General features: G+C 65.9%; 13 protein-coding genes. 5 read left to right on the forward strand and 8 right to left on the reverse strand.

Going from position 1 to position 16,922, the window contains the following annotated elements:
* Positions 1–15 precede the first annotated feature (15 nt).
* The gene (locus AC5RUK_RS01990) at positions 16–1,518 is read left to right on the forward strand and encodes a glycosyltransferase family 2 protein (protein WP_494151246.1); all 1,503 of its coding nucleotides are present in this window, start codon (positions 16–18) and stop codon (positions 1,516–1,518) included.
* Positions 1,519–1,603: 85 nt separating this feature from the next.
* Here AC5RUK_RS01990 and AC5RUK_RS01995 read toward each other — a convergent pair whose 3' ends face one another.
* Positions 1,604–3,451 carry a glycosyltransferase gene (locus AC5RUK_RS01995; RefSeq protein WP_494151247.1) on the reverse strand — a complete coding sequence of 616 codons (1,848 nt, stop codon included), beginning with the start codon at positions 3,449–3,451 and terminating at the stop codon, positions 1,604–1,606.
* A complete protein-coding gene (locus tag AC5RUK_RS02000; RefSeq protein ID WP_494151248.1) occupies positions 3,448–3,831 on the reverse strand; it encodes a hypothetical protein in 384 nt (127 codons plus the stop codon). Before AC5RUK_RS02000 ends, AC5RUK_RS01995 begins: the two co-directional genes overlap by 4 nt.
* Before the next feature lie 418 nt (positions 3,832–4,249).
* Between AC5RUK_RS02000 and AC5RUK_RS02005 the strand changes: the two genes are divergently transcribed.
* On the forward strand, positions 4,250–4,825 hold the full coding sequence (locus tag AC5RUK_RS02005) for a single-stranded DNA-binding protein (RefSeq protein WP_494108423.1): 576 nt from the start codon (positions 4,250–4,252) through the stop codon (positions 4,823–4,825).
* Positions 4,826–4,919: 94 nt separating this feature from the next.
* Complete coding sequence (gene ettA, locus AC5RUK_RS02010) at positions 4,920–6,602, forward strand: energy-dependent translational throttle protein EttA (RefSeq protein ID WP_493977427.1); 1,683 nt, start codon at positions 4,920–4,922, stop codon at positions 6,600–6,602.
* 90 nt (positions 6,603–6,692) lie between these two features.
* Here the strand turns inward: ettA and AC5RUK_RS02015 are convergent, their stop codons facing one another.
* On the reverse strand, positions 6,693–7,577 hold the full coding sequence (locus AC5RUK_RS02015) for an acyl-CoA thioesterase (protein WP_494108422.1): 885 nt from the start codon (positions 7,575–7,577) through the stop codon (positions 6,693–6,695).
* Positions 7,578–7,732: 155 nt separating this feature from the next.
* On the opposite strand from AC5RUK_RS02015, the gene AC5RUK_RS02020 reads away from it, so the two are divergent.
* Positions 7,733–8,263, forward strand: a complete 531-nt coding sequence (locus AC5RUK_RS02020) for an acyl-CoA thioesterase (protein WP_493987026.1) — start codon at positions 7,733–7,735, stop codon at positions 8,261–8,263.
* Positions 8,263–8,937, forward strand: coding sequence for a DUF8185 domain-containing protein (locus AC5RUK_RS02025; protein ID WP_494151249.1), 675 nt, complete (start codon positions 8,263–8,265; stop codon positions 8,935–8,937). Before AC5RUK_RS02020 ends, AC5RUK_RS02025 begins: the two co-directional genes overlap by 1 nt.
* 27 nt (positions 8,938–8,964) lie before the next feature.
* On the opposite strand, the gene AC5RUK_RS02030 is transcribed toward AC5RUK_RS02025, so the two are convergent.
* The 5 genes from AC5RUK_RS02030 to AC5RUK_RS02050 form a co-directional block, all read right to left on the reverse strand.
* Positions 8,965–9,492, reverse strand: a complete 528-nt coding sequence (locus AC5RUK_RS02030) for a globin (protein WP_494151250.1) — start codon at positions 9,490–9,492, stop codon at positions 8,965–8,967.
* 40 nt (positions 9,493–9,532) lie between these two features.
* Positions 9,533–10,006, reverse strand: coding sequence for an OsmC family protein (locus AC5RUK_RS02035; protein WP_494151251.1), 474 nt, complete (start codon positions 10,004–10,006; stop codon positions 9,533–9,535).
* An 85-nt stretch (positions 10,007–10,091) separates the two neighbouring features.
* Positions 10,092–12,206, reverse strand: a complete 2,115-nt coding sequence (locus AC5RUK_RS02040) for a DUF6541 family protein (RefSeq protein ID WP_494151252.1) — start codon at positions 12,204–12,206, stop codon at positions 10,092–10,094.
* A 225-nt stretch (positions 12,207–12,431) separates the two neighbouring features.
* A complete protein-coding gene (pepN, locus tag AC5RUK_RS02045) occupies positions 12,432–14,984 on the reverse strand; it encodes an aminopeptidase N (RefSeq protein WP_494151529.1) in 2,553 nt (850 codons plus the stop codon).
* A gap of 262 nt (positions 14,985–15,246) precedes the next feature.
* Positions 15,247–16,845, reverse strand: a complete 1,599-nt coding sequence (locus AC5RUK_RS02050) for a glycosyltransferase (protein WP_494151253.1) — start codon at positions 16,843–16,845, stop codon at positions 15,247–15,249.
* Between the last annotated feature and the right edge of the window lie 77 nt (positions 16,846–16,922).

Below are 16,922 nucleotides of genomic sequence, written 5' to 3' on the forward strand. Positions count from 1 at the left end.
TCGAGGAGATCCGGAATGGCGGGGAACAACATTGATCTCTCCGTGGTGATCCCTGCTTATAACCCGGGGCGCTACCTCCAGCCCTGTCTGGAGTCCGTTGCGGACCAGGACCTGGCTGACATGAGAGTGGAGATCATCGCCGTTGATGACGGCTCCACTGACGGCAGCGCCGAACTGTTGGAGAGGTGGGCTGACAAGCTGCGATCCATGGCCGTGATACACGAGCCTAACTCGGGTGGTCCTGGTCGCCCAAGGAATATCGGGTTGAACCAAGCCACAGGACGCTACGTGTTCTTTTTAGACGCGGATGACTACCTGGGCAGGGAAAGCCTGCGGAGAATGGTTGCTTTTGCCGACCAACACGAATCTGATCTGGTCATCCCTAAACTCGTCGGGGTCAACGGTAGGTGGATACGCGAGTCGGTTTACCGTGAGACCCAGGTGGATGCAGACTTGTTAAAAGCTTCACAAGCGTCGGGTCCGACGAAACTTTTCCGCCGATCCGTCATCGAAGAAAACTGTTTACGGTTCCCTGAGGGGAACGTTCCGGCCGAAGACACCGTCTTCTTATTCAAGATGTTTGCGGTCGCACGCCGTATCTCAATCGTTGCCGATTATGATTACTATTTTGTCGAGTTGAGAGACGATGCTGCGAATAGAACCATGCAGCCGGTGGATCCGTATAAGTATGCTGATTCGCTCATTGTCGCGATGGAGGCAATTCAAGGCAGATTGCACGACCGGGTTATTGAGATGGAGCTTTGCCTGGAGCTTTTCCGCCGGGTCGGGCTGAACAAGTATGGTCCCAGCTATGCGGAGGCGCGGTCAAAAAGGCAGCAGGACTGGGTCCAAGCGCATAGGGGTATCATCTTACGATTCTTCCCTCCTGGCTCCGAGATGGCTCTCAAGTCGCCGGCGCGAGAGCGCCTGGCGTTAATCCGGGAGCAGCGGGTCTCGGACTTGGCCAGTCTCGCTACAGTCGCATCGACCCCAAAAGTGCAGGCGGCGGCGGAACAGGTACGGGCGCGCCGCCAGAACATGGTTCTAACCGGCGAAGTGAGTCTTGAGTCCGCGTTCCGCCGATTGGACGGCGTCCATGTGGAGTTGGTCCCGCGCGATAAACAGCGCCATCTGTCCTTCGAGTCGACAGGCGGGAGGTTGGCCGTAGATGCCGGAATGTCTCAAGTTGCGCCACCGCTGGAAAAGTTTGAGTTGGAGCTTGATGCGGCGTTCCTGCAAGCGTTGCCGGAGGGGATCTGGGACATGTTCCTGGTTGCTTCTACCGCGGGCAAGCAGATCAAAGGGCGGCTAGGGGTGGCACCGGATCTTCGTATGGCCGCAATGCATGCCTACGGCAAGTCGATCACTCCCTATGAGACCGTCCACCATAATCTCAGCGTGAAGGTCAACAGTCGACGAGCCGGCAGATCCTCTTATCGGGCCAGGTTGGGCGGAATCCGCGCTGCGCTGCGGCGGTTTAGGCGTCCGCATCCTGGCGTGGCCAATTCTGGGTCCTAGATTGCCGATCTTGTGTAGCAGCGCGCCGTACTGCTTGCGGGTTCGCCGCCAGGGGTGCGAAATCCAGTCACCGGTCCAGACTGCGTTAGACGTGCTTGAGGCTCAACGAACCGTGGATTGTCGCGTAGGGCAGCCAGTGGGTGTGGCCCGGGAAGCCCACCCGAAACGTGTGAAGGATATTTTTTCCGTAGACCTGCAAGCTGATGTCGAGTTCGTTGTTCGCCTCCGGTACCCCCGCCCGCAACATCGCAGCAGTGATAGTGCAAACGACTTCCAGTTTCCCCTCTTCGCGTCGTGCGATTGCAGCCGGAAAGAACGCAGGAGCGCCGACGGACCTGCGGCTGATGACGATGTTGGCTGCGAGTGCGTCTTCAGCCGGTGGACCGCTCAGCTGGCGCCAGGTCACCTGAGCCGCAAGATCTACATCACCTGTTGCGTTGTAGCAGATTTCCTTCAGGGTGAGGTCCAGGTCGCGGAGGACGATTCTGTCCTGTTTCTGTGCCCAAACCCGGTACAGCACGTCACCCCATCGGTGGAGTATGGCACCGTCAGAGAATCTCTCACTACGCTCCCAAGCGAGCTCACCCATTCGCTTCGCAAGGTCATCATCGGCACAAAGTTGAATAATCCGCCGGGCAGCCGCTTCCACGTTGCCAGGCTGAATCAAGTACCCGGTCTCCGTGTCATCGATGACGTCACTGGGGCCATACCGAATGTCATATGAGACGGGTGGGCATCCGCGGCCCATGCTTTCCAACAGCACGAGCCCCTGCCCTTCGTTTCTGCTGGTCAGCAAAGAGAATCTCGCCTGCTCGAATTCCCGGGCGGCGGCTGTGGAGTGGCCGTGGAACTTCACCACCTCCTGAAGGCCAAGAGCGACGGTCTGCGCCTGAAGATCGGCCCTCAAAGAGCCGGTGCCGTAAATATCCAGCGTGCAATCGGGCAGACTCTGGTGCACGACGGCCATGATGTTCAGGGCTTCGGCAACGTTTTTCTGTGGTTCGAGCCGACAAACCATGACCCCCCGCTTCGGCAAGCGATTCCAAAACGGAGGAAGATGTTCCGCTCTGCCGCTGGGGTTGGAGATCGTGAACAAGTTGTTGGACCGGCCAAACCTGTCTTCGAAATCGCGTTGATTCCTGTGGGTCAGGAAGACGATGCCGTCCCAACTTCCCGTCTCGTCGACGATTGTTCGGCGTCCGGTCCCAAGTTTACCTTGGAAGGGATTTTCGCCTGCCTTGACATGGCTATTGTGCATCACAATCAGCTTGACAATGTTGTCTTCTTCGAGAGGCGCAACGATAGTGCTTGTGAAGGCACTGTCGACAACGAACGTCGAATGCTCTCCGCTTGTGAGTTCCCGCATCCACGAGCGGTAAAAGTCGCCGGCCGAGCGCCATCTTTCGATCGGTTCTCCGTGGCGGTCGAACAAGGTGAGGTATCTTCCTGCGGACTCGCCCTGCCCGTCGAGCGGCTTTTCGTCGCGTAAGAACTCACTTCCATCTTCCCGGTAGAACTTCCGCCAGGCGAATGTCTGGCCATCGGGACGCTTTGCTTCCGTCATGAAAGTCCGGCCCGAAGGATCAGTGACGGAAAGGGAGTAGGCAAACGGTCCAAAATCTGAAGGAGGATCCTGCACATCGGTGAGGGGAATTCTTCCACCAAGGGCGGCTGCCCGGTAGTACTGGTAGATATTGAGCACCTTGGTCGCTGGAGAAATCTTTTCCCGCTCTTGCAGGACGGATACGGTTCCGGCGTAGCTCGCCTTGGGCTCGAAAGTTAAGACACTGGCATCGACTCCGGCGTAGTCATGCATCGCACGTGCGCGGTGAAGACTCATGGTCGTCATGCCGCCAAACTCTGTCGGCAGAGCCCAAAGAACCATGAAGTACCGTGATGCCGGCAGCGACACAGCATCCTCCAGCGTTTTCACGATGTTGTCTTCTTCACACTGAAATTACCGTACACGGTGGCATAGGGGAGCCAAGGACGCGCTGTGGGAAGCCACTTCACTCTGGTCTTCTTCTCCTGAGCGCCTGTTCGTGCAACAAAATAAATGTCGACTACGTCCTGTTCATCGAAGCCGATATCATGCAGGTTAATGCAGCATTGAGCGGTCCGTGATTCTTCTTGTCCGGGGCCGTTAATCACCTCGGCCGCGAATTCTTTCTTCCGGCCGCCGCTGCGCTCCGAGAACACGAAGGAGTATGTCGAGGGACCCTCGTCTGTTGCGGAAACACTGCCGGAGAGGGTCAATATGCCCTGATCGGTGAGCATCGCTTTCTCAAACTTGAACTCAGCTGCATCTTTCACCAGAGGACACTTCCTGCTTGAATTTTCGACGACCCATTCTTATGTCGGCCCGGGCTTGATTCGCGCGCGTCCTGTTGCCCTGGTTCTCACGTGACGATACCTGTTAAGGCGGGAAAAATGAACGTCCCGTTTGACATCACCGTGACCGGGAAAGGGAGAACTGCTGCACTGGATGCCGCGGGCAGGTCCCGGTCACCGCCTGGCGCTCCTGCAAACGAACTTCACGCAACCCTGAGCGCATCGGCTCAAGCTCGTGGACCATCGGGTCACGGAAGCGGGGGCATGTGCCCCTACACCGGCGCCTGTAGGCCGTACTCCGTCCACAGCGGCTAGGGCGTTGCTTTAGACCCTCGCCCCGCCGCGGAAGATTGGGACGTGCCGGCGGCACGGCCGGCTTGGACGAGATCGGAGGCAGGAGATGAGCGACTACATTACGGTTCGCGGCATACTCGGCACGGAGGTGCAGCAGAAGCAGACCAAAAAGGGGGATTCGGTGGCCGAGTTCAGGCTGGCGTCGTCCGGGGACTGGTTGAACCGTGACACCGGTGAATGGGTCAAGGGCGTGACCAACTGGTACACGGTCCAGGCCTTTCGGGGACTAGCGGAAAATTTGTGGAGGAGCCTGTCCAAGGGCGACCCAGTGGTGGTGACGGGCAGGCTGAAACTGCGCCAGTGGGAGTTGCAGGACGGGCGCCGCGGCACGTCCCCGGAGATCGATGCCGATTCCATCGGGCACGACCTCCGCCGGGGCACCGCGGAATTCACCAAGAACGGTTCCGTTTCATCCCTTTCGGCGGGTGGCCCGGCAGGCCAGGACGGGCAGCAGCGGCGGACCGGAGCCGACTACCGGTCGATGGCCTTGGCTGCATCTGGTGCCGATCTCGGAGCCGGCGACCCTGCTGACGCGGTGGAGCCATCCATGATGGCTGCCAGCGGTGCGAGGGCGTTGGACGGCGAGCAGGAGAAAGAGCCGGACCTGCCCATGGCCGGCTGACGTCCGCCGGCGGGCGGCAGCGGTGCCACCCGCCGGCGGGAGCGCCCGGTGTCTGAGTATGTGATCGTGCCGCGCAGCGACTAGCCTTGAGGGCATGGCGGAATTCATTTATACGATGTCCAAGGCCCGCAAGGCCGTTGGCGACAAAGTCATTCTGGACGACGTAAGCATGTCGTTCTTCCCCGGCGCCAAGATCGGCGTCGTCGGCCCCAACGGTGCGGGCAAGTCCACGATCCTGAAAATCATGGCCGGCCTGGACACCCCCTCCAACGGCGAAGCCAGGCTCAGCCCCGGCTACACCGTCGGCATCCTGCTGCAGGAGCCGCCGCTGAACGAGGAAAAGACGGTCCTGGGCAACGTCCAGGAAGGCGTCGGCGAAATCTACGGCAAGATCCAGCGCTTCAACGAAATCTCCGAAGAGATGGCCAGCCCGGATGCCGACTACGACGCGCTGCTCGAGGAAATGGGCAAGCTGCAGGAGGCCATCGACGCCGCGGACGCCTGGGACATCGACTCCCAGTTGGAGCAGGCCATGGACGCGCTGCGCTGCCCGCCGGGCGACGCCGACGTGACCGTGCTCTCGGGTGGCGAGCGGCGCCGCGTGGCACTGTGCAAGCTGCTCCTGCAGAAGCCCGACCTGCTGCTGCTCGACGAGCCCACCAACCACCTCGACGCCGAAAGCGTGCTGTGGCTCGAGCAGCACCTGAAGTCCTACCCGGGTGCCGTCCTCGCCGTGACCCACGACCGGTACTTCCTCGACCATGTGGCCGAATGGATCGCCGAAGTGGATCGCGGCCACCTCTACCCGTACGAGGGCAACTACTCCACCTACCTGGAGAAGAAGCGCGCCCGGCTCGAGGTCCAGGGCAAGAAGGACGCCAAGCAGGCCAAGCGCTTGACCGAGGAACTGGACTGGGTCCGCTCCAACGCCAAGGGCCGGCAGACCAAGTCCAAGGCCCGTCTGGCCCGCTACGAGGAAATGGCTGCCGAAGCGGAGCGCACCCGGAAGCTGGACTTCGAAGAAATCCAGATCCCGCCGGGACCGCGGCTCGGCCAGCTGGTCATCGAGGCCAAGGACCTGTTCAAGGGCTTCGGCGACCGCGAGCTCATCAAGGACCTGTCCTTCTCGCTGCCGCGCAACGGCATCGTTGGCGTGATCGGTCCCAACGGCGTCGGCAAGACGACCCTGTTCAAGACCATCGTCGGACTCGAACCACTGGACGGCGGGGAGCTGAAAATCGGCGATTCCGTGAAGATCTCCTACGTGGACCAGTCCCGCGGCGGCATCGATCCGAACAAGACCCTGTGGGAGGTCGTCTCCGACGGGCTCGACCACATCCAGGTCGGCCAGGTCGAAATGCCGTCCCGTGCCTACGTCTCCGCGTTCGGCTTCAAGGGTCCGGACCAGCAGAAGAAGGCCGGCGTGCTGTCCGGCGGTGAGCGCAACCGGCTGAACCTCGCGCTGACTTTGAAACAGGGCGGCAACCTGCTGCTGCTCGACGAACCGACCAACGACCTGGACGTCGAAACGCTCTCCAGCCTGGAAAACGCGCTGCTGGAATTCCCCGGCTGTGCCGTGGTGGTCTCGCACGACCGCTGGTTCCTGGACCGGGTGGCCACGCACATCCTGGCCTACGAAGGCACCGAGGAAGAGCCGGCGAACTGGTACTGGTTCGAGGGCAACTTCGACTCCTATGAGCAGAACAAGGTCGAGCGGCTCGGCCCGGACGCGGCCAAGCCGCACCGGGTCACGCACCGCCGCCTGACCCGCGACTAGCACAGATGAATGGAACGGCCGGGCCCCGCAGGGAGCCCGGCCGTCCCATTTGGTCAGCTATGTGGCGCAGGGGAGGCCAGCCACTCCGGCCTACGGAATGCGGATCATGCCCTCCTGGGCGACGGTAGCGACGAGTTCGCTGGCCCGGTTGAAGATCTTGCCGACCGCCAGGCCGCGGGCACCGGAGGCACTGGGGGAGGACTGCACGTAGAGCAGCCAGTCGTCGACCCGTACCGGGCGGTGCCACCACATGGCGTGGTCCAGGCTGGCGACGCTCATGCCCGGAGTAACCCAGCTGACGCCGTGCTGGCGCAGGATGGGTTCCAGGAGCGTGTAGTCGCTGCCGAAGGCCAGCGCGGCCCGGTGCAGGCCCTGGTCGTCGGGCAGCGGCCCTTTGGTCTTCATCCAGACGGCGTTGACCGCCTGGCGTTCGCCCTTGGCCTGGACGTAGAGCGCGTCCTGGACATGGCGGACGTCGAAAGGGCGGTGGTAGGCCATGTGCCGGGCCACCGGGTGGTCCACCTTGCCGAGCAGATCCGCGGTGCTCGGCAAGGTTTCCGGGTCCGGGATTCCGTCGGGGAAGCCTTCCTGGTGCTCGAGCCCCTCGGCCGGGGTCTGGAACGAGGCGATCATGGACAGGATCGGCACGCCGTTCTGATAGGCATGGGTGCGGCGGGCGGAGAAGGAACGGCCGTCGCGCAGCCGTTCGACGCCGAAGGTAATCGGCAGGTCCGCGTCGCCGGCGCGCAGGAAGTACCCGTGCATGGAGTGGATGGGCCGGTCCGGTTCCACGGTCCGCAGGGCCGCGATGACGGACTGGGCGAGCACCTGGCCGCCGAAGACCCGGCCGCGCGGCTGCTTTTCGGAAACGCCGACGAAAATCTCCTCGTCCGTATTGGCGCCGTCGGCATCGGAGAGGTCCAACAGCTCCAGCAACACCGCCGTCGGATCGACGTGTTCCTCGATGGCGGTCATGTAGTCTCCTTGCCGATTACCCGCGGGTACGAACACCTCCGACAGTAGTTGGCACCGCTCAACCGCTCAACTCCGCGGCGCCCCTCACGCGGGAGCACTCCAGTCAGTCAGCATGCAGGTTAGTTGCGGCTCCCGCGCTTTGAGAGGATGGCATCATGTCTTCCGTTCCGCACAATGCCCCGAGGTTCCCGATCCAGCTGAGGTTCAGCGACATTGATTCCTATGGACACGTGAACAATGTGACCTATCTGGGCTATCTGGAAACGGCCCGGGTGCTGCTGCACCAGCTGCGGCCGGAGCTGCCGGCCACCGCCGGCCACAGCCAGGGGGCGAGGCTGCGTGAACTGGGCGGCGCCGGAAACCAGACGCTGGTGGGACGGCAGGAAATCGAGTACCGCGTACCGCTGGACTACCGGACCGAACCGGTGAACGTCGGCGTGTGGGTGACGAGGCTTGGCACTTCGAGCTTCGACCTGGGCTACGCCGTCCTTGATGCCGACGCAGGGGAGACCGGCACCGTGCATGCGCTGGGCGCGTCGACCATGGTGCTGGTTTCTGCGGCAACGGGACGGCCGGTGCCGCTGCCGGACGCGTACCGCGCCGCCTTGCAGCTGTGGGTCGGGCCGCCGGTTCCGTTCCGCAACAGTGCACATGCTGCCGGCACGAACGAGGAGGCCGCACAGTGATGTCCACCGGAACGCCCGTCCTGCAGTTGGCCGATGTCCAGGTCGCGGCGGACTTGAAGACGTTCGTCAGCCGGTCCCGTGCCGCCGGCGACGGCGCCATCCACCTGCAGGCCTTCGGCAGTGTGCTGGCGGCCTACGTTTGCATGATGCGCCCGCGGATTCTGGGCGAGGCGACGCCGACGATCCTCGGGCTGCGGGTCATGCCGCTGTCGGCTCCGGCCGCCGTCGAGGAGACCGTCACGCTGGCCTCGGTCGGAGACCGGCTGGCCAGGATGGGGAACGAGGAAACCGGCCTGGCCCTTCCGCCCACGACCGTGACGGAATCCTGGACGGGTGTGCTGCCGCCGCGGTCCGGGTGGGAACACATCGGCAGCCTGCAGGCCGAGGTGTTGGAGGAGGCTGCCCGGGAGGGCATCCGGGAGATATCCGAGGCCCTGCCGGACAACCCCGGCCAGCTCATCGTCAACAACGCGCGCAGCACCGTCTGGAGCCGGCCGCTGCCGGCGGCCGGCGGGCTGCCGGAATCGGTGGAGCTCCCGGCCGGGGCGGCGTTTGCCGCCCTCACGCTGGGCTTCCTCGACGGGAACCCGGCAGCGGTGTACCGGAACGGCCGCTGGCTGCGGCTCAGCACCGGCCGCGGCCACGTGCTGGTGCGCAGCGGCGCCTCGCTGTGACGGAGCCGGCTGCGTCGCCGGAGCCGGTCACGCGCTGTTGACCATGGAGTGGGCGGCGCGCTCGAAGTAGTCCCAGAGCGTCTGTTCGTGCAGCGGCGGCAGTTCCAAGGCATCGACGGCGCGACGCATGTGCTTGAGCCAGCGGTCGCGGGCGTCGAAGTCCACCTTGAACGGCTGGTGCCGCATCCGCAGCCGCGGGTGGCCGCGCTGTTCGCTGTAGGTGCTCGGGCCGCCCCAGTACTGTTCCAGGAACATCCGCATCCGGACCTTGGCCGGGCCGAGGTCCTCCTCCGGGTACATCTGACGGAGCACGTCGTCCTCCGCGATCCCGTCGTAGAAGACGTCCACGAGTTTCACGAACGTCTCGTGCCCGCCGACGGCGTCGTAGAAGTTGTCCGTGTACGCGGGCTGCTTGAACGCGTTCGCGGCGGCCGGCGCCGGGGTCAGCGTGGCCAGCGGCTGGCCGAAACGGGACGGAAGGGCCGCGCCTCCGGCTGGCTGCGCCGTACCGGGGCGCGCGGCGGGCTGTTCGGGGGTCTGGGGTATTTCGCTCATCGATGGTCTCTGTTCGCTGATGCTGTCGGGAACCATTGTCTCAGCCCGCGACGACCCGGGGTTCGTGGTGGACCGGGAAGTTCACGCTGCGCGCAATGAAGCAGACCTTGTAGGCATCCGTATGGAGCCGCTGGGCGAGGTCGGCCTGGCCCGGATCGGCGATGGCCACCCGGGGCCGCAGCGTCACGGACGTGAATTCGCCGCTGCCGTCACGGTTCAGGCGCAAGGTGCCCTCGGCGTCGTCGTCATAGGCCGTCACCACGATCCCGTTCTTCACCGCCACGTGCAGGTAGGAGAGCATGTGGCACTGGGACAGGGCCGTGAGCAGCAACTGTTCCGGGTTCCAGCGGTCCTTGTCGCCGTGGAAGGTGGGGTCGGCGGTCCCGGCGAGCTCGGGCAGCCCTGCCGCGCGCACCACGTGGTCCCGTCCGTAGCCGCGGTAGCTGGCGGTGCCCTCGCCGCGGCTGCCGGTCCAGTGGAGGGAAACTGCGTACTGGTGCTCGGAGAGGTTCATGCCGCCATTAAACCCCGTCCTCCTGCGTCCCGCCTCTACCGGCCCCGTTCTCACCCGGAGTCCGCCTCTATCGGGCCCGGACGGCTCAGCGGCAGGCGGTGATTTCGTAGAGCGCCGCCGTGCCGTGGGAGGCGATCAGGCGGAAGCCGCGGGAGAAGTCAATGCCGTGGAAACCCGGCCATTGGTGTTTTTCGCTGTGCTGGTAGCCGCGGATCGGCTGGTCGTCGTACAGGTGGGTGGCACCGGTGCTTTGCAGCGCGTCGCAGACCCGCGGATCGGACATGATGTCGCGGAAATGGTGCCGCAGGTAGTCCTTGTCCGCGCTGCCGGCGCTGCTGACGTTCTGGAAATAGACGGTCCGGTGGCCGGTGAGGGAGTAGATGTAGGGCAGGCCGTTGAAGGGATCGCCGATGACGATGGCGTCGCCGGGCAGCAGCGGATCCAGGGAGCGGATGAACTCCTGCTCGTCGCCCATTAGCGCGCGCCCGTCGCGGTGTTCGGTGACACCGTAGCGGACCGAGGCCGCCTCAACCCGGACGTCGTGCCGGAATCCGCCGGAGGCGACGAAGACGGCGGCCAACACGGCAAACGCCAGCGCCGCGGCCACCGAACGGCGCGAGCCGGTCGGATTGCGGGTCCGGAGAAGCCCGGCCAGCAGGGTGCACAGCCGCTCCAACGCCAGGGCAGCGAAGACTACCCCCAAAGTGTGGACCAGCGGGGCGATCCGCGGCGGGTCCGTGTACCAGAAGCCGCTGAGCCAGCGGAAGGGGCGGTCTTCCGGGCCGGCCGCGAGGATGAACAGCACGATGGCGGCCGCCATGCCCGCAACTGCGGGTCGGGCGCGGTGGATGAAGCAGGCCAGCACGGTTCCGGCCGCCATGAGGAGCCCGACGACGACGGCGTAGCTCTCCGGAGTGGCGTCGGCGCTGTCCGGTTGGCGCGGCAGGTCGAAGAAGAGCCACGCGAGGGCGTCAGCCCAGCCCGCAGTGGACCCGCGTGGATAGGAGACGACGGAGGCCACGAGGTTTGAGGTGGCCAGGACGAACGCGCCGGCAGCCGCGGCGGCTGCCAGCAGGCCGACCGCCGTGTAGAAAAGCCCGCGGCGGCTTCGCCAGAGCCGGGCCAGGCGGAGTACGACGAAGCGCGCCAGGTAGATCCCGCCGAGCACCAGCAGGCTGCCGAAGGCGGAAGGATGGATCCATGCGGCGCCCACGACGACCATCGCCAGTGCGCTGAGGTCCGCCGTCGTTCTTCCCTGCCCGCTGCGGGGCGGGGGACCATCGCCGGCGCCGGCCGCGGCCGGAGCGGCAGTACGGACGGCGGTTTCGGCGCCAGGGTCGGCCGTGCCCGGAGAAACGGGACGGACAGCGGTTGTGCTCCGGGCGCCAGCGGCAACGGCCTGCGCCTTCGCCTCCGCGGGCAGCCGGTACTGCAGTTCGATGCCGAGCGCAAGGATGGCCGGCAGCAGCGCGGCCGCGAGGCCGTTGGGCCACTGCCCGGCACGGAACATCTGGACAACAGGGAAGGCCAGCATGGAGGAAGCTATCACCGGCGCGAGGACCCACACGAGCGGCCGGGCGGGGAACAGCGCCCGGGCCAGCAGGGCCAGGGAGGCCGGCCACATCAGGCAGCCGATCACCACGCAGGCCAGGTTTCCCGCCGTCACCACGTCGCCCGGGACCAGCGACACCATCGCATGCCAGCCGGCGGGATAGAACGACGGCGGTGCCCCGCCGAAGATCGGCCAGATGCTCCAGGGGCTGGCCTGGCCGTTGTCCTTGATCCACTGCAGGACGTTGACGTGGTAGGTCGGATCCCAGGCCTGCGAGACGCGGTGGATCGAGCCCATGGCCCCCAGCATCACCGAGCCCAGGATCAGCGCCGCGAGGGCGAGCGAGACCGCCAGCAGCCAGGCGGTCGCCCGCGGCACGTCGAGCCGCGCCGCCGGCGGAGGAACGATGGCCCGCCCGAGGAGCCAGCACCCGCCGATGCCAAGCGCCGCCAGCAGGGCGGCCGAGAGCAGGTTCCAGCGCACCCCGGTCGCCAGGCACACCATGGTGCCGGCCGCCGCCAGCGCCGTACCGGACGCCGGGGCCAACACGAGGGAACGGACGATGGGCTGGCGCAGCGCCCGGAGGGCCAGGAAGCCGGGAAGGTAGAAGACCGCGAGCATGACAGCCAACTGCCCGGCAACTGCCATCAGGACTCCCTTGCGCCATCACCCGTTGTGGAATTGTAGATCCGCGGGAGTGCAGGCGCAGCACCTCGCGGGGAATGCTCATGGAACCGTAGGGGAGGCAGATGTCGTGCCGGTGAACGGCGGGAGAACGCACACTGGTGTCCGGGCACCCTGCGGAAACGGGGCTGCCCGCCGAAACGAGTGTTTCGGCGGGCAGCAGGTCGGTGTGGGACGACGCTCTTCGGGCTACCGGTCGGCGGCCTGGGCCTTGAGGGCGCGGACGATGCCGTCCTTGTTTTCCAGCACCAGGCGGCGCAGGGCGGGAGAGCGGTCTACCAGGGACTCCAACCAGGCGTCCGTGGCGTCCACGGTGGCCTGGGTGGACAGCTGCGACGGGTACAGGCCGACGACGATCTGCTGCGAGAGTTCGTGCGTGCGGGTGTTCCAGATGTCTTCGATGGCGTCGAAGTACTTCGCGGCGTAGGGCTCCAGCAGCGTGGTGTCATGCACGCGGGTGAAGCCGGCGATGACCGACTGCTGGGTGGCGTTGGGCAGTTCGCCCTTGACGACGACGGATTCCCAGGCTGCCGCTTTTGCCTCGGCGGTGGGGATGGCGGCTTGCGCCAGCGCGGCCGCGCGCTGGCCGGTGGCGGTCTGGTCCCGCTCGAGTTCGGCGTCGATCTCGGCCTGGCCGAAGCGGCCGCCGGCCACCAGCGAGGTGAGCAGTTCCCACCGCAGGTCGGCGTCGACGGTCAGCCCCTCCAGCGTGCGCTCGCCGGAGAGCAGCGCGGCCACGGTGTCCAGTTGCCCGCCGGTCTGGGCGTGCACGGCGAAGGCCTTGGCGAACTGCAGCTGCGAATCGGAACCCGCGGCTGCCTCCACGGCCAGTTCCCAGAGCCGGTCGGCGGCAGCGATGGTCAGCCGCTTGCGGTCGTCCGGGTTCACGTAGAAGGTCAGGGTGGTGGCCAGCTGCCGCAGCAGCACCAGAACCACCGAGGAGTCCGTCTCGTAGGCGATGTTGTTCAGCACCAGCTCCACGTATTCGCGCGCCGGGGTCTCGCCGTCGCGGGTGGCATCCCAGGCCGAGCCGAGCACCAGGGTGCGCGGCAGCGACGCGGTGAAGTCCTTCAGGCGGCTCTTGGAGGTGGCCAGGGACACCTCGTCCAGCCGGATCTTGGCGTAGGCCAGGTCGTCGTCGTTGAGCAACACCAGCGCGGGACGGGCCAGCCCGGCCAGCTGCGGCACCTCGGTGCGCTCGCCGTCAACATCGAGTTCCTCGCGGTGCGTGCGCACCAGCTTGCCGGCGTCGTCCAGGTTGTAGAAGCCGACGGCGAGCCGGTGCGGGCGGATGGTCGGGTAGCCTTCCGGCGCGGTCTGGAGGATAGCGAACGAGGTGATGGCGCCGCCGTCGTCGGTGGAAATCTCCGCACGCAGGGTGTTCACGCCGGCGGTCTCCAGCCACTTGGCGGACCAGTCCTTCAGGTCGCGGCCGCTGGAGGTTTCCAGTTCGCCCAGCAGGTCGGCCAGCTCGGTGTTGGCCCAGGCGTGCTTGCCGAAGTACTCGCGGACGCCGGCCATGAACTCCTCCTGGCCCACCCAGGCCACCAGCTGGCGCAGCACGGAGGCGCCCTTGGCGTAGGTGATGCCGTCGAAGTTGACCTGCACGTCCTCCAGGTCCTTGATCTCCGCGGTGATCGGGTGGGTGGAGGGCAGCTGGTCCTGTCGGTAGGCCCAGGACTTCTCCATCGACGCGAACGTGGTCCAGGCGCCCTTGTATTCGGTGGCCTCGGCGGCCGCCAGCGTGGACATGAATTCGGCGAAGGACTCGTTCAGCCACAGGTCGTTCCACCAACGCATGGTCACCAGGTCGCCGAACCACATGTGCGCCAGTTCGTGCAGCACGGTGATGGCGCGGCGCTCCACCATGGCATTGGTGGGGCGGGAGCGGAACACGTAGTTTTCCAGGAAGGTGACCGCACCGGCGTTCTCCATGGCGCCGGCGTTGAACTCCGGCACAAACAGCTGGTCGTACTTGGCGAAGGGGTACGGGGTGCCGAACTGTTTTTCGTAGAACTCGAAGCCCTGCCGGGTGAGGGTGAAGATGTTCTCCGCGTCCATGTACTGCATCAGCGACTTGCGCGCGAACACGCCCAGCGGGATGGTGCGGCCGTCGGAGCTGGTCAGCTCGCTGCGCACGGACTGGTACGGGCCGGCGATCAGCGCGGTGATGTAGGAGGAGATCCGCGGGGTGGGCTCGAACGCCCAGGTGGCGGCCGCACCGCCGTCGTCCGTGGAACCAATGTTCCGGGGGGCCGGGGTGGGGGAGTTGGAGATGACGTCCCAGTGTGACGGCGCGGTGACGGTAAAGCGGAAGGCCGCTTTCAGGTCCGGCTGCTCGAAGACGGCGAACATGCGGCGTGAATCCGGGACCTCGAACTGGCTGTAGAGGTAGACCTCGTTGTCCACCGGGTCCACGAACCGGTGCAGGCCCTCGCCGGTGTTCATGTAGAGCGCGTCGGCGTCGATCTCCAGCACGTTGTGCTCCGCGAGGTCCGGCAGCTGGATGCGCACGCCGTCAGAGACCTTGGCCGGATCCAGCGCCTTGCCGTTGAGCGTGACCGAGCGGACGGTGTCCGTGACGGCGTCGATGAACGTGGAGCCGCCCGGCGTGGCGGTGAAGGTGACCACTGTGCGCGAGCCGAAGACCTTGTCGCCGCGGGTGAGGTCCAGCGTGACGTCGTACGACTCCACGCGGAGCAGTTCGGCGCGGGCGCGCGCTTCGTCACGGGTGAGATTCAAACCTGGCAAGTTCGCCTCCAGAAGTACTTAGGTGTCCCGGCTGGGCGGGACCGGACGGTGTGCGTGGCGGGACGCCGATATGAAACAACCCTTGCACAATGTAACCATTGTCTCACCGCAGCGGGGTGGTGCGCAGCAGTTGCGGCAAGAAAGGCGAATAGTTGCGGGCGGAGGCGGCCGGCGCCACATGATCGTGAGCCGGGCGCGTGGCCCGCGCCCAGCGTCAGTGGCGCGGAGCCGGGGCCAAGCGCCGCGGGACGGCTCAGCCGCCGGCGAGGACCTTGGTCCAGGCGGAGACATAGCCGGGTTCGTCGAAGCGTTGGAGGGTTTCGCGGCTGGATTGGGCGAACCGGGAGCGCAGTTCCGGATCGCGCATCAGCGCCAGGAGGCCGTCGGCCAGCGCCTGCCGGTCGCCGAAGGGCACCAGGAAGCCGTTCTCGCCGTGCCGGATCACGTCGCGCGGGCCGTAGTTTGCGTCGTAGGCGGCGACCGGCACGCCGAAGGACATGGTCTCCAGCAGGATCAGCGGGAAGCCCTCGGACGCCGACGTCAGCACCGTGGCGCACGCGGTGGCGTAGATGTCCGCCGGGCTGTTGGTGAAAGTCGGGAAGCTGACCGCGGCGCCGACGCCCAGTTCGTCGATGAGCGCCTTGACCGCTCCTTCCTCCTCGTCGCCGTAACCGAAGCCGAAGACCTCCAACCGGGCCCGGGGGTTGGAGTCGTGCACCAGGGCGAACACCCGAATCGCCTCGTCCACCCGTTTCTTCGGGTGCAGCCGGGCCACCATCACCAGCCGGTTCGGATCGGTGGCGTGGCCCGGCTCCGGCTGCCCGGGCTGTTCCGCCGGCTCCGGCTGCCCTGGCGGCTCCCGTTGCTCTGGCGGCGCCAGTTGGCCGATGGTGTGAAGCCGGTCGGCGTGGCCGAATTCGGCGGCGATGTCTTCGCGCTGAGCATCGGTGTGCAGCACCACGCCGTCCCAGGCGTCCAGGTTGTCCAACAGCCGGCGCCAGTGGCGGCTGACACCGGATCCCGCCACGTACGGGGGCTCCAGGTGGTTGCTGTGCACGGCGGCGATGCGCCGCAGGTTCGGATGCCTGACGCTGCCGACCACATCGTCCAGGTTCCGGCCGGGCAGGTTATTCAGGTTCTCGCGGAATTCCGAGGTCAGTACCGGCGCGTCTTCACCGGCGAGCAGTTGTTCGAAGGCGTGCCGGTAGAGCTCGCCCGGGTCCGCAAAGGTGAGGGCATCGCCGTCGTCGCGGGCCACGCGGTCGAACAGGTAGCTGCGCCCCCATTTGGGCGAGCCGGGATGGTGCGTGATGGTCAGGAAGCAGCGGCCGTCGCGGCCGATCAGGCGCTGGGCGGTGGGCGTCTTGGACGACTCCTGGAAATGCTGGACCAGCACCAGGCGGCCCTGTTCGTCCATCTCCTCCCGGCGAAGCCGCGCGCGGTTGGGGGCAAGCTGTTCGACGGCGGCCACCGTGCCTTCGGGGTGGAACCGCACGTAGGAGTCCTGGATCCCGTCGCGGAAGTACCCGAAGGCCAGCCCGGAGTTGCCCACCGGCACGATGTCGTAGTCATCCTCGGGCGGAGGCTGCGCCGGTTGGCGGGTTTCCGTCCCGGGGCTCGGATCCAGCCCGTACAGGACGCTGCGGACCCCGACCTCCGGATGCAGATGGCCGTCCGCCTTGAGGCCGGCCACATCGCTGGCGAGCCGGTGCTGCAGGCCCAACACCTCGATCCAGATCTGTTCGGCCGCCCCGTTCCGGGCCAGCGTGTTGGCCCGGGTGCGCACTGCCTTGACCAGGCCGCCGCGCTTGAGCGCCAGGGTGTTGACGGGGAAGTGGACGGTGAGCGGCACGGTGGCATCCTGTCGTCAGGGATGCCGCCATTGTTGCGGCCAGCCGGGCGCTAGTAAAGGGGCGGACGACGGCGGTA

This window comes from Arthrobacter sp. Y3223065, from assembly GCF_059090885.1.